The following is a 21,494-nucleotide window of genomic DNA, read 5'->3' on the forward strand; positions in this document are numbered from 1 at the left end:
TGCTTATAGACGAGAAAATGGCTACTTTTGAGATCTAGCGAGTTGTATTGGCGTTATGTAGTCGGATATGGGCGGAATTGTAATCATTTGTTTGGTATAGCGACTTTTGAATTCGCTAGATTTTTTTAATGCCTCTTTTTGATCAAATAGGCTCTATAGAGTTCGTAAGAGGCTGGCTCACAGCCTTTCGTTTTATGGAAAAGACACTTGGCGAAGCGGAGCGCTGGGGGAGCGCTGGGGGAGCTGCACTGAGTAAAGCCGCGCGCCGGGGTGCTGCACTGGATAACGCTGCGCGCCGGGGTGCTGCACTGGGTAAAGCTGAACGCCCGGGCGCTGCGCTGGGTAACGCTGCGCGCCGGGGTGCTGCACTGAGTAAAGCTGAACGCCGGGGTGCTGCGCTGAGTAACGCTGCGCGCCGTGGCGCTGCCATTAGTAAAGCTGCGCGCCGGGGCGCTGCACCTCGGGGAGCCGCCTCCCACAATCAATCTGTCACACTCTAACGAACTGATTGATGCTTATAGACGAGAAAATGGCTACTTTTGAAATCTAACGAATTGTATTGGCATTATGTAGTCGGATATGGGCGGAATTGTGATCATTTGTTTGGTATAGCGACTTTTGAATTCGCTAGATTTTTTAAATGCCCCTTTTTGATCAAATAGGGTCTATGGAGTTCGTAAGACCTTGGCTCACGGTCCTTTCTCGCAGTAGCCCAACCAGCCTTTCCTGAATAGGATATAACCTAAAGCGCTCACTAAGGCTGCAAAAGGAGGATTTAACATGGACGTATTCGAGCAAAAGTATGAACAGCTTATTTTCCTCCAAGATCCCATCGTTCGCCTCAAAGCGATTATCGTGATTGACAACTCGAAGTTAGGGCCTGCCCTTGGTGGCTGTCGGATGTGGCAATACGAAAGTGAGGAAGACGCCATTCAAGATGCACTGCGGCTAGCCCGCGGAATGACATCCAAATCGGCTGTTTCAGGACTCCCTTTCGGAGGCGGCAAAGCGGTAATTCTTAGTCATCCAGGTCAAGGCTCACGTGAACAGTTATTTAGAGCATTAGGTCGACATATAGAGAGCCTGCAAGGGCGTTATATAACAGGTATGGACCTGGGTACAGGCGTTGCAGATATGGATTGGATACGTCAGGAAACTGCTTATGTCACGGACACAAGCGGTTCCCTCGGCGCAGAAGGAGAATTTACAGCGAAGATGACGGCGTACGGGGTATTTTTGGGCATAAAAGCGGCGCTTAAACGTGCTTATGGTACGGAAGCACTCCAACATAAAGTGATTGCCGTTCAAGGCTTAGGCAAAGTAGGTTATCAGTTATGTCGTTATTTGCATCAGGCTGGCGCTCAATTAGTCGTATCCGATGTTAACTCCGAGCGAACGCAACAAGTTGTCCAAGACTTCGGGGCCAAGGCGCTGCCGCCAGAGGACTTCCTTCAGACAACCTGCGATATTTTCGCTCCTTGCGCGCTCGGCGGCATCTTGCATGATGATTCGATTGCGCAGCTTAATTGCCGGATTATTGCCGGAGGCGCCAATAATCAGCTAGCGGAACGTCGGCATGGCGACAAGCTTCATGAACTTGGTATCTTATATGCCCCGGACTATGTGATAAACGCTGGCGGAATTATTGTCACTTCCGTTGAACTGGCAGGCGGAGATGCCCCCACAGCTGAGCAGGAAGTGGAGAAAATCTTCGACACGTTAACGAACGTTTTCACTATCGCTGACAACAAAGGCATCTCGCCTTCAGCTGCTGCGGATGATCTTACCATGCAGCTCCTAGCCAAGTAACAACGAAGGGCTATTCCCTTCCGCTGTCAAACGGAATGGGAATAGCCCTTGCTAATAGGCAGCATCAGCCAATGTTTAGGGATTCTTGTACAGCATGACGTAATCGAGCAAGATTTTGCTCGTGTAACGCGATGTGCTGAAACGGAAAGCATCGATGGACGTTGCTGTTGCGTTGTTGTTATAGAACGGTATGCCATTGATACGATAAGTGCCGCTTGCCTTGTCGAGTGTACCTGGAGAATCCACGGTACCTGTGTAACTTTTGAAGATATCCGCCTGCATACGAATATCAAACGTTTTTGCAGTCATATCTAAATCTAAGTGAAGCGTGATCCACTGATCGCGTGGGAGCGCTATGCCAGCGGCTCTTGGAACTTTGACATTCGAGTTGACGCCACCGATCATCTTCCAATAGCCGAAAGTACCGTCCGAGAAGCCATTGAACCGCACGATATCGGTTCCGGCACTGCGCAGCTTGAGTTCGAAATTGGTGATATCGCTGTTCACCTTGTTGAACATGAATCTAGTTTCGAATGCGAGCTTGCCGCCAAGCGCGGCATTTGCTCTCAACGCAACAGGACTTTCCGTATAATCGCTGTCTGATAAAGCATAATTGTCCAGCAGTTGGAGTGCTTTCCCCACACCATCCGGTGAAGCTACGACCGAAACAGTCGTGCCGCTGTTCGTGCTCACTGTCCAATTATTTCCATTCGCTATGTTCCCTGTCACCCAATCATCGAAGGAATCATAGTAGGCGCCGCTGCTGCCTGCAGCGGGGAGTGTCACCGCCAAGCTTGGTCCGTCGGACGATTCGTTGCCCTGTGCATCGACCGCTTGCACCTGAAACGTATATGTTGCTCCCGGCTGCAGGCCAGTCACGTCATAGCCGTACGTACTTCCGCTTACCGTCGCTGTTTTCACGAAGGAAGTTTGTGCTGCTTCCTTGCGGTAGATCACATAGGAAGCTACCTCGCCTGAAAGATCTGCTGCAGGAGTCCACGCCAATCTAGCGGCGTTCGGGAACAAGTTAACAGGTTGGAGTGCAGCGGATCCCCCCCATGTTGGCGCCGTTGTATCCAGATCGATGGTCTTATACAGCGCCACATAATCCAGCAGGAACTTGCTAGTGAATCTGAATGAACTGAACCGGAAGGTGTCAATGGAGGCAGCCGTCGTATTATTGTTATAAAATGGAACTCCGGTGACTTGGTAAGTGCCTGTTTTCCTATCCAGTTTTCCGGCATCGTCCACAGTGCCAGTGTAGGTTTTGAAAGCTTCTGACTGGATGGTGAGGTCATATTTATGCGTCGCAGTATCCAAATTCACACGAAGTGAGAGCCATTGATCAAGTGGCAGCTTGAATCCCGATCCAGGAACTTTGACAGACGTATTCGCACCGCCCAGCACATTCCAGTAGCCGAATGTGCCATCCGAGAAGCCGTTGATTCGCACGACATCTGTCCCGGAACCGCGCAGCTTGAGCTCGAAGTTGCCGATGTCGCTGTCCATTTTTTTAAACATAAATCTAGTTTCGAAGGTAACCTTCCCGCTTACCGCTGTATTGCTTCTTAGAACTATAGGCCTTTCCGTTGAATCCGTCTGCGTAGGCGCATATTGATCGGTCAGTTCAAGCACGTTGCCGTTCAAATCCGGTGATGCTATGATCGACACGGAAGACCCTGTCTCCGCACTCACCGTCCAGCCGCCACCAGTTGTCATAGGGCCCACTGGTCTGTCGTCAAACGACTCATAGTATTCGCCTGTTCCGCTAGCCGCTGGCATCTTCGCTGTCTTGCTCGGGCCATCTGCCGATTCGTTGCCCGCCCCATCCTTCGCCTGCACCAGGAACGTATAGGTTTTGTCCGTCTGCAGACCTGTCACATCATAGTCATAAACCGCGCCGCTTACTGTCCCTACTTTGACATAAGAGGCTTGAGCTGCCTCCTTCCGATACATCGTATAGGCGGACACTTTGCCGGAGTTGTCCGCCGCCGGTTCCCAAGCCAATCTGGCTGCTCCCGGCAGCCACTGCACCAAACGGAGCGTTGCCGAGGCATCCCATGTAGGCGCATCTTGATCATCCGTCAATGCGTAAACACCTTCACTTATGAGCGAGAAATTGTCGCTCGTGTCTACAGCAGCTACCGTTATGTTGTACGCATGACCTACCTCCAGTCCCGTAATTGCCGTTGCCAATGTACCGGCAGGGACTCTTTTTTTCAATTGGCCATTCGCATATAGGGCATATTCTTTAACGGCGACATTATCCGTCGATGCCTGCCAAAGGACGTTAACGGACGTCGTTGTTTGCGAAACAACCTGGATGCCCTCAGGCGTTGTCGGACGTTCTTCATCACTTTTCCGTTCGATGAGTCCAATCCAATCCAGATTCATCGGACCTTTGTCATTCCACATTTTAATGGTAACGGGTCCTGCTGCCAACGGCTGCCCCAACTTAACGCGAAGCCCTTGCCAATATTGCGGTTCCGTCCCGTAATCGTAAGTCTTAGGTACCTCGAAGGTAGCCGCTTGATCCCCGATCATCACGCTCCGCCTTGTGAGCTCACCAGGATTCATGCCCCATCCGGCTACATGCTTCATCACCAAATCATAAGTTCCCGCTTTAGGCACTCGGAAGTTCCACTCCACCTCCTGCCCTTGCTGATCCCAGGTGCCCACCCCTTTCTTGCCAGACAGAAACGCCCGTGTTGCATACACACTAACCCCAGGATCTGCATCCGCATAAGACTCTGCTTCTATCCAGTCAAAAAACAGTTTGTTTTTGGTCGCTTCCGGATCCGTCCAAGATTCTGTCTGCGCAACCTGATCCCCGGCAGTTTTGACCAATTTGACTGTGCTCAATGGACCACGAATCAGCAGGGAGGCATTCGCTTCCAGGTAGACGTCATTCGGACGGCCGTGTTTCTCAAAAATAAAGCCCTCCGGCGCTGCTTCAACGTGGTATAAGCCAGCCGAATTGTTAAGTTTGCCCCACGCTACAGGAATACCTTGCAAATCGCTGTACACTTGCAGCGTTACCGATCCCTGTACCCCGTTAATCTCTGTCTGCAGCGTCGCCGGAGCCATCGCGTGCGGCATCGGCGCATTACTCAGCTTGAAGGCATGCTGTCCTTGCTCGGCATGAAGTGTAAGCGTTCCCCCTACCGAGCTCCACTGCACTCCCCGCAGTCCCATGGCTTCCCCAACAGAACCGCCGCTTGGAATTTCCCGGCCGCTCTCCGCATCACGCACCAGCACCGTTCCATTCACATGTACCTGCACTTGTGCTTCCGAAGCACTCGACACCGAAAGTTGATCTCCGCCGTACACCACAGTCGCAGGCTGATTGCTCTGAATCAGCACGGTCCCGTCTTTCACTAGCTTGGTCCCCTCTACGAGCAGCACCGTACTCCCTTTCACCGCAACAGCCGTACCATCAAAACGGATGCTGCCGGCATCCACTTCCCCGCTCGCAGCTAACCGTACATAAACGATCGATCCATCGCTGAACGAAAGTTTCATATACGTTCCGTGATTTTCGGAAACCACTTGCTGAGGTTCAGTCCCTTTCTTAAAAGCTTCCATCGTAGAGACGAAAGTCGTATTACTCGTTTTGGGCGTAATGAAAGCTGCATGAAGCTGCCTCTTGTCGGCATAAACGGAATCCGCATCCGGGTTCCATTCCGTTCCGTCGGCATCCAGATATTGATTCTCCAATGTTGTTCGAAGTCCCGTCGGTGCTTGAAAACGCACTTTCAGCCCAGCATCTCTTCGCCATATCGTCGCACCAGCATGATCTTCGTCAATCTCAAGTTCCCGATCGGCATGCAGCCGCCATTCGAATTCGGAGCCCTGCGGATCAGCCGCTTGCAGTTGGTCGATGACAACGAACATATCCGGTCTGACATAAACAATGCTGCGATTAGCCTTATTTAACTTGCCGGCATAAGCGGCTGCCGCATCGCCGCTTGTTGCATCAAAGTCCGGATGCGTGACGAAGCTCATGATCTTGCCGTCCGCATCGAGATTGTCATACGGCTGTCCTTGCTTGCGATCCACTGTGATCGCATTCGTTGCATACGTTTGTTTCGCATAATGAACATCGTGCTTACTGCCGTAGTAATCATAGAAGCCGCTCTCAATGGCGAGTGCTTCGCCGAAAGCATTCACGATGATGCCGTTCTGATCCGCGCGACTGTGATTGAACGTGCCGAACGGACTTGATTTGAAGTAAAGCGATACACGGTCTGGATCGTATAACTTCGAATGCATCGTCACCAGACCGATGTCCTGAAACCATTTGGCATCCGGCAAATCCACCGGCGGCCTTGCGGCAAGACTGTTATCGCCATAAAAATAGTTGCTGAGCTCCCCGTTCATACCCGTTCCGATGGTGCCCGCTGCCCATTTCAACCGAGGGTCGCCATACATTTGCGCGAGGCGGTTATAGACAGTCACGCTCGGCGTTCCAGGCGTATATTGACTATCGTCGCCAAAGATTCCCGAAGGACTGCCCTTAGGAAACGCATACAGCGGATACAAGCCTTCATTGCGGGAATAAGCTTTGTCGTAGAGATTAAAACCGCTTGCGCTCAGCAGGACGTCCATGAACTGTTTGGAAAGTGTCGACGACCACTGCCAGTAGCCAGTTCCCTGGGACCAGCCTCCGTCTTCTCCGCCCCAAGGCGGCAAGATATTGATATAGGCAGGGACGACTCGCCGAAACCATGACTCCGCTTCGGGTGTATCATTCAACAACGCCGTGGCGATGATGCCGATAAAGCCGAATGCCGTCCATCCGTGTGAATCATACGGATTGTTTTGTATCGGGTATTTGTTGACGATTTCCTCCACCATCGTAGAGGTGCGTGTTTTCACCATCGTCAGCACCGCTTGCTTTTCCGTTGGTGAAAGAAGATCATACAGCCAGTCGTAAGCCATGGCCGAATCAAGCGCAATGATCCGATGCACCTGATCGTGAATGTAATAACTTGTTGACCCGTTCGGATTCCAGCCTGCCAGATCAACTAACCGGTCTTTCGCATATTGGCCGACTTCCGGCGACTGCGTCAAGAAATACAGGAACGCTGCATTGAACATCTTATTAACGGCTGCTTCTGCTTTGTTTCGCAGATCTTGCTGCGCCTTCACGTACTCAGGGGCACTATGACTATAAGTAGCCGGATACGGGAAAGTCGGTTCGACCAATTTGCATTTATTCAGTTCCTGCACAGTCGGCGTACACAAATTAGTATTCACAGACCCACTTATCCTTTGAAACATCTCTTGGCCGACCGTATATCGCAGGTTGCGGAAATCAGCAAGCGTGGATGAGTTAGCCCAAATACGCGGGTGTGTAGGGCTTATATTACTTAACAGTTGGTTGACGGAAGGAACCGGGAACGGCACATTCTGCTCCTCAATGCGGAACTTGCGAATATCGCTCCATTCCGACCCCTCCATGCCAGGCTTGTGGAAGCGAACACGCCAATACCAAGTTCCAGCCTCCAATATATGATTAAAATTATAGAAGTTTGACGTCTGCGTTTCTTGTTCATATACGACAGTCGCTACAGTTTGGCTGCGGCTAAGCTGCAGCGTGTAAGTGTCTGCCCCCGTGATGGCAGGCCAACGGAAGTCGGGCGGATTCTGCGTCGTGACGAGGGAATCCACAGGTCCGAATGGCATATTCGTCCCCGAAAGAACCGCTGCTGGCCAGCCCTCAGCGGCTTTCGCTACGGGCATACGGGCAAACGGCAAAGCACTGAAACAACTAAAGATCATGACCAATCCCATCATAAGTGCGAGTTGACGATTTCTTTTGCGGACCATCATTTTCAATAATCAGCTCCTTTTCATCTTTCCTATATCCTTATAACCAACCCTTCCTTCCTAGCCAACCTCGACTTCTGCCCTGCATCCCCCCTCTCACAACTTCCTGCGTTTAAAATAAGGCGCTTTCTTTTTTAATTCTTTTTACAGATTCATTGGTGATCACAATAATTAGAAAGCACAGGACAGACTGATACAAGCCGACTGCTGCTGCCATGCCGAATTCCTGCAAATCAAGGAGCGCCCGGAAGGAAAACGTGTCGATAATATCGGTTTTATCGTATAAGAGTCCATTGTCACCGATCAGTTGGTAAAACAAGCCGAAATCACCTCGTGCGATTTGGCTGACTTTCAGCAAGAGCAGGACAATCATGGTTGGAATAATCGAAGGAATCGTAATATGGAAAATCCGCTGCAGCACATTCGCGCCGTCGATTTTGGATGCTTCATACATTTCCGCATCAATGCCTGCGATGCTCGCAAGGTAAATAACGGTCCCATACCCGACGGACTTCCAAGCGCTAAAGAAGATCAAAATATAAGGCCACAAAGCTGGATTATTATAAAAGTTTATGGGCATGAAGCCTAATGACTTCAAAAACGTATTCACTGCACCGAACTCATAATTCAGAAAATTATAGACAATCGCTCCAGCTACGACCCACGAAATGAAATAAGGCAGAAAAATCACCGACTGCAAAAACTTTTTGACGTACTTGCCTGCCAGCTCAAATAACACAATGGCGATGCTCATTTCCAGCAGGTTGTTCACAATCATAAACAAGAAGTTATATACGATCGTATTTTTCGTAACTAGGAACGCTTTGCCGGATTGAAAAAAGAATTCAAAATTAGCCAAACCAACCCAAGGACTTCCAAAAATACCATCCTTATAGGAATAAGATTTGAAAGCAACTACCATTCCCGCCATAGGGAAGTAGCAGAAAATAAGAAAAAATAAAACGGCGGGCGCGATCATCATATACAGCGTGCGATTTTTCCGCAAATCGCCTAGAAAACCCTTCGTATGCATCGAATTCTCCTCCTGATAACCAAAAACGAGAGTGACTGTTTGCATGATCGTCGCAGCCCTCTCGTCCTTTCTCACTTGTTATTTGTTATTTGTTATTCTTTACAAATTCGTCAAGCTGCTTTTGTGCTTCAGCAACCACTTTATCCAGACCCGCTTCTTTATTTTTGGTATTGAGTGTCTTGACAGCTTCGAGCGGATCATTCACTACACCTAAGGTAAGGGGATTGCGATATTGATCCTTCACATTTTTGATCGCTGCGAGCTCATTCTTCACATTCGTCGTATCGAACACAAAGTTGAGCAGTGGATTCGTTATCGCAGTTTTGGTCCAAGCCGCTTGAATTGCTGCAACTTCTTTCGGTTGATCCGCGAGCGGCTTGATCAGTCCTTGCGTTCTCCAGCCCCACGGGGAGCCCGAATCGATTTTGTAACCGGAATCCGTTCCGCCCAGAGCCTGAATTTTTTTATCTGCCGTCAAATCGTAATGCTTGTCTTTGATCCCGTACGTCGTAAGGTTGAAATAATCCTCGTTATTCCGGAATAGATCAAGCAACATTAAGGCTCTCTCAGGATTTTTGGCATTTGCGTTGATCGACATACCGTTGCCTATGTAAGGGTTCACATAAGTCGCCTTGCCGTTGTATAGATCAAACAGTTCGACTTTCCATTCTGGATGCTTCTGATTCGCTGTTGTTACACCCAGACTCATATCTTGAATATTTCCAGCCATCGAAGCGCTTTTGCCAGCCAGGAAGGAATCTTTCACTGGCGTCTTATTGAGCAGAGCATTCTGGGACCAATAGCCTTTCTTGTTCCAATCGGCCATTTTCTTGGCAAATTCCAAATATTGCGGGGTTTGCGCGACATCAATCAGCTTCCCTGACTTATCTTTCAGATCGACGGAAACGAGCGAATTGCCAATAATGAGTTTAGGCGTTAGTTCCGTACCGACCATGAAATCATACATTGTATAGGCGTTAATGCCTTCATCGAAAGGCACCATACTAGGTTCGTTTTTGGATATAACTTCCAAATATTTCTCGAAATCATTGATCGTTTTCAACTCAGGAATGTTGTATTTCGCTCGCAAATCCCCTCTGACGCCGACAACAGCCATAGAGAAGTCTTTGGTTGAGGCAGGCACCATATAGATTTTGTTCTGGACCTTCGCCTGCTCCCAGGCTTCCTTAGGCATTTCCTTCATCGTCTGTGGCGCATATTTCGTTATCATATCCGGCGTAAGTTCAAGGAACGCCCCTTTGATCGCTTGTTCCCCATACTTGATCCAATTCGCCGAGAACACCAGATCGAAATCTTCTCCCGTCGCGAATAGAAGCGGATACTTCTGCAGGTAGTCTCCCCAAGAGAGGAAAACAGGCTCAACAGTTGCATTAATATCACGCTTGAGCATCTTGTTGATTTCGTCATAGACAAGTCCGATATCCTTGGGCTGATCGCCAATCAGATACATTTTGAGCTTCACTTCTTTGGAAATATCCACTTTGTTGGAACCCGTGTCCGTCCTTGTGCCAGCCGACGGTTTAGGTGATGCCGTTTCTTGGCCCCTGTTAGTCGAGCAGCCTGCCAGCAGCAGGACAGCCGCCAAGCTGACAGCCATCAGCGTCTTTACATGTTTCATCGATAAATCCTCCCCTTTACTCTCGTACACGCATCTATGATCAACAGCCTAAGCCGGTGTCATCCCTTGACGGCGCCTATCGTAATTCCTTGAATAAAATATTTCTGAACAAAAGGATAGAGCAATATAATCGGCCCCGTCGCGATCACCGTCATCGCCAGTTTGAACGATTCCTTAGGCGTATCCATCACGACAGATCCTTGGGAAGCCACGGAAGAGTTGGCAAAAGCGATACTGCTCAATATTTTATAGAGAAAATATTGCAGTGGATACAGGTGCTCTTTGTTAATAAACAAGGTCGCATGATACCAATCATTCCAATAATTAAGAGAAATGAACAGGCCGATCGTAGCCAGTGCAGGCTTCGTTAGCGGAAGAATCATGGAGAAGAAGATTCGGAAATCACCCGCACCATCAATTTTGGCTGATTCGCTGATCGCATCTGGAATTGTGGAGCTGATAAAACTTCTCATAATAATGATATAAAATACGTTTAATAAGGGAGGGATCATCAAGGCCAGGAGCGAATCCTTCCACCCCAAATACTTGACGATCAGTATGTACCAGGGCACAAGTCCCCCGGAAAACAAAGTGGTGAAGAAGAAATAGAAGGAGAACACGTTGCGGTACTTGAAGTCTTTGCGCTGCAATACATACGCCGTCATCGCTGTAAGGAACAGCCCGATCCCTGTACCCGCGATCGTAACCAACAATGTAATTTGATATGCGGATATGATCTGTTTGGGATTTTTCAATATAAAGGCGTAAGCATCTAATGAAAACACACTCGGAATGAGACTATATCCGTTTCTAATAATGCTCGATTCTTCTGTCACTGAGCCTATGACAATCATTAAGAAGGGAATCAAACACATCATCGCCAGCAGCGATATGAAGACATAGCCGATGACTTGGAACACATATTTCTCTACAGATTGCCTTCTCTCCATGGAGCCCTCCATCAGCTGTGATTAGGATAACCGGTTTCCTAACTCCATACTAGTTCACGATCCTGCTTCCCGTATACTTTACAAACTGGTTAAACGACTCCATTTATTTGCGAAAAGCGCCTATACGAATTGGTTCAGCTTTATACTTTTTGTATGTACACTTACCTGTTTACAAATTTTTCACTATAATAATGAATACATCGATCCTGCCTAACGAAGGAGCTTAGACTTGCTGATGAAACTCACAATGGCTCGAACACCCAATAAGCTTTACGCCAACATCTTCCTTTCGCTCATCGTTTGCATCATCCTTACCATCGTGACTTTATCTTCTGCGCTCTACGCAAGCTTCGAGAAAATCGCCTTGTCCAACATCTATGCATCTGAAAAAAGCAGCTTGTCTCAGACGAGCTATAGCGCAAAATCGATGATTGAAAACTCGACAAGCTACGCGCTTCAAATATACGCCGATCCACTTTTGGATAAGCTGCTGCATTACACTTCCCCAGGCAATGTCGAGACAACCACCGCGTTAACTCGCTTGAATGCTTATTTGAATATGAACTATTTCATTCATTCCATCTATATTTATGGCAAGAACTCCAAAACGTTTTATGCCTCCACGTTATCCTCTGGCAATGCGATTCAGCATTTCGATGATTTCTATGATGCGGATGCGCGCAAGCTGATTGAACATTTCAGCAATTACAAGCGTCTGGCGCCTATTCCCCGGGAAATACCCGTTCAAACGCCGTTTCAAGAGGTCAAAACAGCTAATGTATACACTTTTGTCTTTTATGATCTGCAAGGTCAATCCTCCGATCTCGACAATATGATTATGCTCAACGTGCCAGAGCGTTGGATGAAAGATGCGATAACCAGCCTGGATATGGATAAAAATGGCTCGACCTTCATCATCGACAGCAAAGGCACATTGGTAACCAGCACCGACACCATGCCGTTCCTTGCGGATCTTCATGAGAAGCCTTATGTCCAAAAGATACTGAACACTTCATCCAGTCAAGCATCCGGCTATTTTGTGGATCAGGTGGAAGGCGTCAAATCCTTGGTTGTCTACTCCAAGCATGACGTCACCAATTGGCTTTTCATCCGCGTGCTGCCTTATAACACCATCATGGGGAAAATCGAAACGATTAAGAAGACCGTTCTTCTAGTCTGTTTCTTCATCCTGCTAATCGGGCTCAGCATCTCTTTCTTCTTGTCCAAATCGCTGTATAAACCCATCGAGAAAGTCACATCCAAATTAAATGTATTAATAAAAGAAAAACGCAATAATCAGTACAAACTGAAACAGCATTTTTTGCGTCAACTTGTCTATACAAGCGGGTATAAAAAGCCGCTTGACATCGAAAGGGAACTCAAGGAATTTGAAATCGCGATGGACCCCGCCAGCGATTACGTGCTCATTCTTTTCGTAATCGACCGTTTTGACTCGTTTTCCCGGCAATATCACTTCGAAGACCGGGTGCTCCTGAAATATGGCATTATGAATATCGCTTCCGAAACGTTCGCTCAAGCTGGCAGCTGCGAATGTATCGATATAGATGAGAAAACCATTGCCGTTCTTCTGAATGGCAGCTTTCAAGCGGAACTTTCATGGATTGATCTGGTAAAGCAAGTTCAAGATTCCACCGACCAATTTCTGAACTTATCGTTGTCCGCCTCCATCAGCAGAACCGGCGACAGCTTAATTGAAGTATCTGACCTCTATTCGGAAACACAGCAGCAGTTGAAATACAAATTTGTTGAGGGCTATCGCTGCATTCTGCATAGTCGACAACCTCGCCAGCAAGCGCTTGCCCCATTCGTTCATCCCAACCTGCTTGAAAACAATATGTTGGAGACGCTGAAGCTGGGCAAAGCGACAGAGTCGAAGAAATGGTTTGATGAGATCGTTCAGACGGTGGAGCCGCCCTCCTATATGGTTTATAACATGCTGTTTAATCAGCTGGCATTCTCGCTAAGTACGGCCGCAATCAACATGGATCGAAACGCTGGCTTACTCCTCGATCACGATTTCGGATCTTTTATCCATCACATGCACAAATTGGAAACTTTGCACGATGTGCAAGATCATTTCTACGAATTGATTGACCAGCTATGCCTTGGATTTAAAGATAAAAAAAGTTCAAAACATGACAACTTGATCGTATCCATTGATACCATCATTCATCAAAATTATGCTGACCGTGAATTGTCGCTATTCCGAATCGCGGAGATCCTGGATTTCACCCCGGCCTATCTCGGTCGTATTTTCAAAAAGCTCACCAACAAGTCGATTCCCGACTATTTAAATGAGTTTCGCATCGAGAGAGCGAAGGAAAAGCTCATTTCCACGCATGACTCTATTGAAGAAATCTCACAGAAGACCGGTTACAACAATAGTACTTATTTCTATAAAGTGTTCAAAAAATATACCGGTATTACACCTGCTGAATATCGAAATAACGGAACTTAACATGGAAAAAGGCTTGCGCATGAAGTTGCCTGCGCAAGCCTTTTTCCTATTCCGCCTGATTTACAATTCCTTGGTCATAAACACACTGTTCGGATCCTCGATATAATCCGCGAACGGCTCACAAAAATGAAATCCTAAGGTTTCATACAGCTTAATCGCCGGTTGGAAAGATGCCATGGAACCCGTTTCCAAGCTTAAACGCACATAGCCGCGTCTCTTCGCTTCTTCAATCATATGTTCAAGAAGGCGCTTGGCAACACCTTTTCGCAAATGCAACGTGGATGTTCGCATAGACTTAATCTCTCCATGCTGCCCGCCGAGTTCTTTGATTGCCCCGCAGCCCATGATCTCATTGTGATCCCATACACTCCAAAACGTAATTTCCGGCTTTTTTAGCCCATCCAGATTCAGCGCATGCATACTTTCAGGCGGAGATTGAGCCGACATACTCAGAAAATGTTCGCTCACCAAGGCAATTACTTGGGCACCTGTCAAATCATCCAATTTAATTTCCACAGCCATCCACTCCATATGATCTATTTTTCAAAACATTAGTATACGTGCTATTTAATATAACGTCGATGTTAATTATTACAAAAGTGACCAAGCTCAACTGAAGTTGTGGAGCGTCCCCGACTTAAGTAGGGCTTCCAAAACCGCCAGAGGTCCATTTGCGCCAACGATTGAAGAAGCTACAATAAAGATATAAGAACGACGTTGAAGCAAATTCAAATACGCTTGATACTTGAGAGGAGACTTATTCACATGAACAAATTATTCAGATCGACGACTGACAGTAAATTAACAGGACTTTGCGGTGGGATGGCCGAGTGGCTTGGCGTTAACGCAACCCTCATTCGTCTGCTACTCGTAGCAGCGGCTCTATGCAGCTTTGGAACGGTGACACTGATGTACTTCGCAGCAAGCCTCTTAATCCCTAAAGCGCCATACAGTCACATCTAATCTTTGTAAAAGCTAACATCCTTACTAATACGGGACCCGCTGAACTGGCGCGGTCCTTTTTGGTATGTTTATTCTTTTTGAAACTCAAGCAATCCAGCTCTCGTTAGCTCATCGATATGAATTTCGGACAACTCCTCCAATATCCCCATGCCGTAAGACGTCAATCGGATGAAGATACTTCGTTTATCCTCTTCGTTCGGGAACCGCTGCACCAAATCCATCTCCTCACACCGTTTAATAAGCTCTACACAGGCATGGCGAGTGATCTGCAACCGTTCAAATAGCTCTTTGGGCGTAGCGAACTCGCGATCAGGGAATCCCATAATGGACAACATCAATTGGTGATATTGAGGTGTGAGTCCCTTCTCCCGCGCAGCTTCCTCGCTGAAACGAATAAATTTGCGAATTTGATAGCGGAATATTGCTAGTTGCTCGTATACATGCTTGGGCAGTCGCTTTTCATTCATCGTGTGCTCCTTGGAATAACGGAATACATGTAGTTTACAACATTCACTCTCATCGGACAATGAAAGATCAGCATTTTTATGATTTTCGAGTTATATTACATAACGCGAGTGCGTGAATCGAATGAAGTTATGAGAATAATTTGATTTAAATGTTATGTTTTATGACATATTTGACATCTCCGAGATGTCACAGTCAAAGCGCTACGCAAAAGATGTTTACTAATCATAGACGCTTTAATATAATGAACAATGATTATATAATTCTACTTATAATCAAATAGATAGATATTCAACCTTGGAGGGGAAATTATGTTGAAATTAAACAAGTTTAGTTATGTTTTATCATGTTTCATTATAGCCACATTGGTCTTGACAGGTTGTGCAAGCAAGAAAGAACAGCCTGCTGCTAGTTCAACGCCAGTTCAAACCGCTCAAGCTACAGCAGCAGCCACTTCATCACCTGTACCTACGGAAAAAGTTGAACTAACGATTTCCGCAGCAGCAAGCTTAACCGATGCCTTCAAAGAGATTCAAGCAAATTATGAGGGCAAGAACAAACAAATCAAACTCAACTTCAACTTCGGAGCATCGGGGGCATTGCAGCAGCAAATCGAGCAAGGGGCGCCAGCTGACTTGTTCTTCTCGGCTGCGACCAAAAATATGAAAGCACTAGTTGACAAGCAATTGATAGACACAACGCAGCAAAAGAATTTATTGATCAATGAATTAGTCGTTGTAGTTCCTGCGGATGGCAAAGCAGCTGTTCAGAAAGCAGACGATCTAACCAATGATGCCATCAAACATTTGGCCGTTGGAGAACCGCAAACCGTTCCTGCCGGCAGTTACGCCAAAGAGGCTTTGACGAACGCGAAACTATGGGATACGCTTCAACCCAAAATCGTTCAGGGCAAGGATGTACGCCAAGTGCTAACCTATGTAGAGTCGGGGAATGCCGAAGCTGGTTTTGTGTACAAAACCGATGCGCTAACTTCCAAAAGTGTCAAAGTAGCCTTCAGTGTTGATCCCAAATCCTATACACCTATCGAATATCCAGCAGGCATTGTCAAGGCAACGAAACACAGCAAAGAAACAGCCGATTTTTATGCCTACCTGCAAACAAAAGAAGCACAAGATGTCTTTGTTAAATTCGGTTTTTCGATTCCAAAATGATGATGAATTCGATTAACTGGACAGAATTCGCTTCTCCCATCCTGCTTTCTCTGAAAGTAGCCGTCGTATCCAGCATCTTCGTTCTACTGATAGGAGGTATAGCAGCTTGGGGGATGTCGCGGCGTCATTTCCGCGGAAAAACCGTTTTAGAAGCGACCTTTCTTCTGCCATTAGTACTTCCTCCGACAGTTGTAGGTTTTATCTTATTAGTCCTATTGGGGAAAAAGAGTTGGATTGGATACTGGATGGAAAGCCTATTCAACCACTCGATCATCTTCACATGGGGCGCAGCTGTCATCGCTTCGGTCGTCGTAGCATTTCCGCTCGTTTATCAAACGATGTCTACCGGTTTTTCACTGGTCAACAAGGATTTGGAAGATGCGGGGAGATCTATCGGGGCGAGCGAGTGGCAAGTGCTGCGCTATATCACCCTTCCTCTGGCATGGCGCTCGTTGATGGCCTCGTACATTCTCGGCTTTGCCCGTGGTCTGGGGGAATTCGGCGCAACCCTGATGATCGCAGGAAATATCCCTCACAAAACGCAAACACTCCCTACCGCCATCTATATAGCCGTGGAGTCCGGCAACCAGTCGCTTGCCTGGTGCTGGGCCGCTGCCATTATACTCATCTCCTTTGGGCTCCTATTCATCGTTAATCAGCGAACCAGGAGAACAGCGAATAATAACGAATAACGCAGCTTATAAAGCCCAGAAGCTCCTGCAGGATCACCTGCTTGGTTTCTGGGCTTTTAGTTAGTTCCTGCTGACATTTCCAGTTAAACATCGTTCGAACATATCAATAATATGTAAAAATCTTTCAGCCTCACGGAATACGTGATCAGCAAGCAGAGGATGTATAATGCTTTTGATCCGACAAGCCTCGATTAAATCTCGCGCTGTCTGTTTGAAGTCGCGCAGCGAAACGACAGAAACTCGGTTTTGGTCCAGGAATTGATCAAGGAGCGGTTCTGTTTGTGATTGCGGCCGCATTCCGCTTAAATCAATGGCTTGAAAGAGAAGCTGGTCAAAATCATGACTAAAGTTCCGCGCTTGTTCCACTAATTGGCGTTCAGATGGATCCAGCAGATGCCCAATAAATTTGGCATGGTCAGCCATGATTCGCAAGAAGAAGATATTTTCATCAATGATTGCATCTGGTAATGGCTCCAACCTGCCCGCGTTTAATTCCTCTAATCGATTTCTGAAATAGTTGGCTTCTCTGCTTGTATGGTCAACCAATAACGGAAAGTTGTTGCCGCCTGGAAGTTTGCATTGGATAATGAGCCCGAGGACTTTCCTCTTAAAAGCCCAGATGTGTGAAACGGCCGCATGCACTTCGACATTAAATCTTCGGATTTGTTCCGGATCTGTCTGTTCATTATAGGCATGGGACCGGCCTTCGATGTGCTCAAAAATGTGATAATAATGATTCGCTTCTTGGATTAGTTGTGTATCTTCGCACCGAAAACCCAGTTTTAGAAATAACGAATGCTCTTTCATAATACGTGACCAGAAGCGAATCTCATCCAACGAACGCAAAATAAACTCATCTGACAATTTGGCACTCTCCTCTCAAATAAGCCCTACATACCATGTATAAGGAGGTAGTGTTGCCAATATGCCAGTTTCCAAATTTTGATTAATCAACTGCCCTATGCTTAAAGTGAACTTGAAGCCTGATTGACCCAAGAAGCCAACTGTGTTGAATTGTATGCATCCCCTTTTCTCAGCTTCAACGTCTTTCTTTCCGGCGGCCCTTCAAACATGACTTCTGGAAGTTCCAATCCAGTCGTGTTGAAGATAGTAAAACTAACCGCATCTTTGGAAGTTGAAATGACAGCGGCATACTTGCCGTTTTTCATAAAGTGGGGCTTCTTATACTGCATACGTTCACTTACATCCGGAATCGATTGTTTAACAAGCTCTCTCAGCTGTGCGGAGAGTTCCCCCTGCCATGGTTCTTTTAACGCTTCAATAAAATCAGTTACTTCTGGATTCATTTTGTAATTTCTCCTTTAAGATCACAATGGTTTATAGGAACCGAGCATTTCTTAGCATTTTCTTAACATGTCTAGTTGGTCCTTGAGCGCAGCCTCCAAAGCATGAAGATTAGGCTTGCGTAAGGAGTCCGTATGTTCCTGCAGCTTCCGCAATTCAATCTTATATGGGCCGCGACCCGGCGGGACTGGCATGCGGAGCGCCCAATTCAGAGCCTCTTCCTCGGAGGCAACATCAATCAGCGTATATGCCGCCATCAGGTCTTGCTGCAGCGGAAATGGACCTGACTCTAAATTCGGCTCACAATCATGCGCAGGATACACGATCCTAACACTGGTCGAACTAGGCAGAAGTTCGTCTTCATCAAGGAACGCACCAGCTTGTACCAATGATTTCTTGAAGTCCGTAGCTGCCTCTCGGTGTTCTCCGCTTGGCTGGAGGCCTGCTTCCGAATACCCAGTCGCCTTCACAATTAACATAAATCGCATATGGTTATCCTCCCTATTCAAACTCACATTCGGCAGCTCGATTCAGCAAAAGTGTCCGTTCACGCTCATTGCGAGTCATTGCTGCTGCACGTTCGAACTCCACTCGCGCTTCCTCGTACCGCTTGAGCTTCACAAGGAGATCACCGCGAACGCTAGGCAGTAGATGATATCCTTTCAGAGCAGGCTCGGCATTCAACTCGTCGACAATCTGCAAACCGAAAGCTGGTCCGAATGCCATCGATATGGCAACCGCCCGGTTTAATTCAACGATCGGTGAAGGCATTACACGCGACAGTGCTTCATAGAGAGCGGAAATGCGAATCCAGTCTGTTTCGGCTGTTGAGGGCGCTTGTGCATGGCAAGCGGTTATCGCTGCCTGCAGCGAGTAAGGCCCGAGCGTTCGTCCCAGCTTGCGACTTCGTTCCAGCGCTGCCAGCCCACGGCGGATCAACAGTTGATCCCACTGGGCACGATTTTGATCCATGAGCAGAACGGGTTCTCCCTTGACGTTAACCCGGGTTCTAAACCGCGAAGATTGCATCTCCATGAGGGCAACCAGTCCGTGAACTTCGGCTTCCTGCGGGGCCATTGCGGCAAGGACACGTCCCAATCTCAGCGCCTCCTGGCACAGTATTGGACGGATCCATTGATCCCCCGAGGTTGCTGAATATCCTTCATTGAACATCAGATAGATCACCTCAAGCACGGCGGACAGACGGTCTTGGAGTTCCTTGCCAACCGGAACCTCAAAAGGCACTTTCTCAGCGCTAAGCGTTCGCTTCGCCCTGACAATCCGCTGGGCAATCGTTGATTCAGCCGCGAGGAAAGAACGCGCGATTTCATCTGTCGTTAGCCCGCATAGCAAGCGAAGCGTGAGAGCAACTCTGGCATCCTGGGACAATACCGGATGACAGGTCATGAATATCATGCGAAGAAGATCGTCACCAATTTCCCCATCCAAAGCCTGATCCACATCATCTTCTGTGTATAAATCCATCTGGTGAGCAATTTCTGTGTACTTCTGGTCACGCACCTTATTCCTGCGCAGCAGATCGAGCGCTCGCCGCTTCGCCGTCGTCATCAGCCAGGCCCCCGGATTGTCCGGAATGCCGATCTCCGGCCAACGATCGAGCGCGATGACCAAAGCATCTTGAGCCAAATCCTCGGCAAGCCCCACGTCCCGCACCATGCGCGTTAACCCTGCGATCAGCTTGGCTGACTCCATTCGCCATATCGCATCGACCGTCCGATGTGTCTGGGACGAACTCATCCTCTTCGCTGGCCTTCAATCTCTTGGCGAAGCACCGCTTCTTTCTCCTGCGTTTCGGCATTATCCGTTAACTCCTCGAACTCGAACACTTGTCTAAGTTCAATCTCACCCTGGCCGAATCCATGGGGGTCTGGCATGCGTAAAGCCCATTCTATGGCTTCTTCCCTGGATTTAACTTCAATCAACGTATAGCCGGCAATCATTTCTTTGGCTTCTGTAAAAGGACCGTCCACCACTTTAGGTTTGCCTCCAGGTTCCGGATAGGAAATCCGTATTCCCGTGGAACTGGGTTGCAGGCCATCGGCAGCAAGGAGCACGCCAGCTTTGATCATTTCCTCATTATATTTCTGCATAGCCGCAATCAGCTCATCGCTGGGCAAAACTCCCGCCTCTGAATCCGTTGTTGCCTTGACAATCATCATAAATCTCATTAGTTATTCCTCCTGTTTAATCGTAATAATTTGTGCGAATCGATATCCCTTCCTACTGCTTCGTTGCACGCAGAGAAGTTCCTGCCGCCACGATAAGACATCCCTGATTTATCCACCAAAAAAGGCGGTAAGCTCTGAGGAAATGAATTTAGCATCCAGTTTCTTCGTATGACCGAGTCCTTTTTTACTTACCAGCTGCGCGTTAGGAAGCACATGGGCAAGTGCTTGAGCACCATGGCGAAGCCCAGCCGGGCTCTCCGTACCTTCCAACACAAGAGTCGGCATCTTGACGTTGCTCCATAGCTGGGATGGCAAAGCCTTGCCATCCATGAATCCATCCAACAAAGCTGCATCATAAGGAAGTGTGTGCGCAACGGCCATAAGCTTCGACCACACTCCTGGCATCATGCGCATCATGCCGACGACAAACGAAGGAGCGCCCATTCCCTTGGTCATAAAATATCTAATAGCCTCGGCCCGGCGGTCAGCTGCAATAAGCTCAGTAATGTGCCGCAGAAAATCTTCCGGTGGCTTGCGATCTGCTGCATCGACCACGAAGGGCGGCTCGTGGAGGGCTAATTTCGTCATCATAACCCCATTCGCTGCGGCCTGTAGAGCAAGAACAGCCCCCGATGACAATCCCCACACAGATGCCGCGCCGCCGGCTTCGGCTATCATTGCCTGCAAGTCTTCAATCTCACGCGCAGTGTCATAACATCCCGCGTCTCCGCTATTGCCTCGACCTCGACGATCGTAGTTATAGACGGTGAAGTGTTCTGACAACAGATTAGCCAACTTCACCACCCCTGGGAATTTCCGGTAACTGAAAGCGCCTGCCACCAGAATGAGCGCTGGTCCTTGACCAACTTTGTCATAGACGATCTTGGTGCCGTCTTTTGAAAGGAATGAGTTCATCGTAAGTCTCCTTTGTTATCAGCTTCTATAAAGACGACGAACCGTATTAAT

The 21,494-nt window shown here is 47.8% G+C and carries 17 protein-coding genes; 5 read left to right on the forward strand and 12 right to left on the reverse strand.

What is annotated here, in order from left to right; all coding sequences use genetic code 11:
* Positions 1 to 780: 780 nt before the first annotated feature.
* On the forward strand, positions 781 to 1,809 hold the full coding sequence (locus tag IEY34_RS27400) for a Leu/Phe/Val dehydrogenase (RefSeq protein ID WP_189017969.1): 1,029 nt from the start codon (positions 781 to 783) through the stop codon (positions 1,807 to 1,809).
* Positions 1,810 to 1,884: 75 nt separating this feature from the next.
* On the opposite strand, the gene IEY34_RS27405 is transcribed toward IEY34_RS27400, so the two are convergent.
* From IEY34_RS27405 to IEY34_RS27420, 4 genes are all read right to left on the reverse strand, one after another.
* The gene (locus IEY34_RS27405) at positions 1,885 to 7,644 is read right to left on the reverse strand and encodes a DUF4962 domain-containing protein (protein WP_229757875.1); all 5,760 of its coding nucleotides are present in this window, start codon (positions 7,642 to 7,644) and stop codon (positions 1,885 to 1,887) included.
* 109 nt (positions 7,645 to 7,753) lie between these two features.
* The gene (locus IEY34_RS27410) at positions 7,754 to 8,674 is read right to left on the reverse strand and encodes an ABC transporter permease (RefSeq protein ID WP_189017975.1); all 921 of its coding nucleotides are present in this window, start codon (positions 8,672 to 8,674) and stop codon (positions 7,754 to 7,756) included.
* 85 nt (positions 8,675 to 8,759) lie between these two features.
* Complete coding sequence (locus tag IEY34_RS27415) at positions 8,760 to 10,313, reverse strand: ABC transporter substrate-binding protein (protein ID WP_189017978.1); 1,554 nt, start codon at positions 10,311 to 10,313, stop codon at positions 8,760 to 8,762.
* Positions 10,314 to 10,372: 59 nt separating this feature from the next.
* A complete protein-coding gene (locus IEY34_RS27420; protein WP_189017981.1) occupies positions 10,373 to 11,263 on the reverse strand; it encodes a carbohydrate ABC transporter permease in 891 nt (296 codons plus the stop codon).
* A gap of 235 nt (positions 11,264 to 11,498) precedes the next feature.
* Here IEY34_RS27420 and IEY34_RS27425 point away from each other — a divergent pair, with 235 nt between their 5' ends.
* Positions 11,499 to 13,742: an AraC family transcriptional regulator gene (locus IEY34_RS27425; protein WP_189017984.1), complete on the forward strand. Its 2,244-nt coding sequence runs from the start codon at positions 11,499 to 11,501 to the stop codon at positions 13,740 to 13,742.
* A 60-nt stretch (positions 13,743 to 13,802) separates the two neighbouring features.
* Here the strand turns inward: IEY34_RS27425 and IEY34_RS27430 are convergent, their stop codons facing one another.
* A complete protein-coding gene (locus tag IEY34_RS27430; RefSeq protein WP_189017987.1) occupies positions 13,803 to 14,258 on the reverse strand; it encodes a GNAT family N-acetyltransferase in 456 nt (151 codons plus the stop codon).
* Positions 14,259 to 14,507: 249 nt separating this feature from the next.
* Between IEY34_RS27430 and IEY34_RS27435 the strand changes: the two genes are divergently transcribed.
* On the forward strand, positions 14,508 to 14,705 hold the full coding sequence (locus tag IEY34_RS27435) for a PspC domain-containing protein (RefSeq protein ID WP_189017990.1): 198 nt from the start codon (positions 14,508 to 14,510) through the stop codon (positions 14,703 to 14,705).
* A gap of 68 nt (positions 14,706 to 14,773) precedes the next feature.
* Here IEY34_RS27435 and IEY34_RS27440 read toward each other — a convergent pair whose 3' ends face one another.
* Positions 14,774 to 15,172, reverse strand: coding sequence for a MarR family winged helix-turn-helix transcriptional regulator (locus IEY34_RS27440; protein ID WP_189017993.1), 399 nt, complete (start codon positions 15,170 to 15,172; stop codon positions 14,774 to 14,776).
* Between the two features lie 309 nt (positions 15,173 to 15,481).
* Here IEY34_RS27440 and modA point away from each other — a divergent pair, with 309 nt between their 5' ends.
* Positions 15,482 to 16,342 carry a molybdate ABC transporter substrate-binding protein gene (gene modA / locus IEY34_RS27445; protein WP_189017996.1) on the forward strand — a complete coding sequence of 287 codons (861 nt, stop codon included), beginning with the start codon at positions 15,482 to 15,484 and terminating at the stop codon, positions 16,340 to 16,342.
* A 2-nt stretch (positions 16,343 to 16,344) separates the two neighbouring features.
* Positions 16,345 to 17,034, forward strand: coding sequence for a molybdate ABC transporter permease subunit (gene modB / locus IEY34_RS27450; protein WP_189018100.1), 690 nt, complete (start codon positions 16,345 to 16,347; stop codon positions 17,032 to 17,034).
* Positions 17,035 to 17,094: 60 nt separating this feature from the next.
* On the opposite strand, the gene IEY34_RS27455 is transcribed toward modB, so the two are convergent.
* From IEY34_RS27455 to IEY34_RS27480, 6 genes are all read right to left on the reverse strand, one after another.
* Entirely contained in the window at positions 17,095 to 17,898 is an 804-nt protein-coding gene (locus tag IEY34_RS27455; protein ID WP_189017999.1) for a DUF2935 domain-containing protein, read from the reverse strand.
* A gap of 101 nt (positions 17,899 to 17,999) precedes the next feature.
* Positions 18,000 to 18,341, reverse strand: a complete 342-nt coding sequence (locus tag IEY34_RS27460) for a DUF1801 domain-containing protein (protein WP_189018002.1) — start codon at positions 18,339 to 18,341, stop codon at positions 18,000 to 18,002.
* 51 nt (positions 18,342 to 18,392) lie between these two features.
* Complete coding sequence (locus IEY34_RS27465) at positions 18,393 to 18,827, reverse strand: YciI family protein (RefSeq protein WP_189018005.1); 435 nt, start codon at positions 18,825 to 18,827, stop codon at positions 18,393 to 18,395.
* 13 nt (positions 18,828 to 18,840) lie between these two features.
* A complete protein-coding gene (locus tag IEY34_RS27470) occupies positions 18,841 to 20,097 on the reverse strand; it encodes an RNA polymerase sigma factor (RefSeq protein WP_189018008.1) in 1,257 nt (418 codons plus the stop codon).
* The gene (locus tag IEY34_RS27475; RefSeq protein ID WP_189018011.1) at positions 20,094 to 20,528 is read right to left on the reverse strand and encodes a YciI family protein; all 435 of its coding nucleotides are present in this window, start codon (positions 20,526 to 20,528) and stop codon (positions 20,094 to 20,096) included. Before IEY34_RS27475 ends, IEY34_RS27470 begins: the two co-directional genes overlap by 4 nt.
* A gap of 108 nt (positions 20,529 to 20,636) precedes the next feature.
* Positions 20,637 to 21,443, reverse strand: coding sequence for an alpha/beta fold hydrolase (locus IEY34_RS27480; RefSeq protein ID WP_189018013.1), 807 nt, complete (start codon positions 21,441 to 21,443; stop codon positions 20,637 to 20,639).
* Between the last annotated feature and the right edge of the window lie 51 nt (positions 21,444 to 21,494).

Source organism: Paenibacillus marchantiophytorum, from assembly GCF_014640555.1.
GTDB lineage: Bacteria > Bacillota > Bacilli > Paenibacillales > NBRC-103111 > Paenibacillus_E > Paenibacillus_E marchantiophytorum.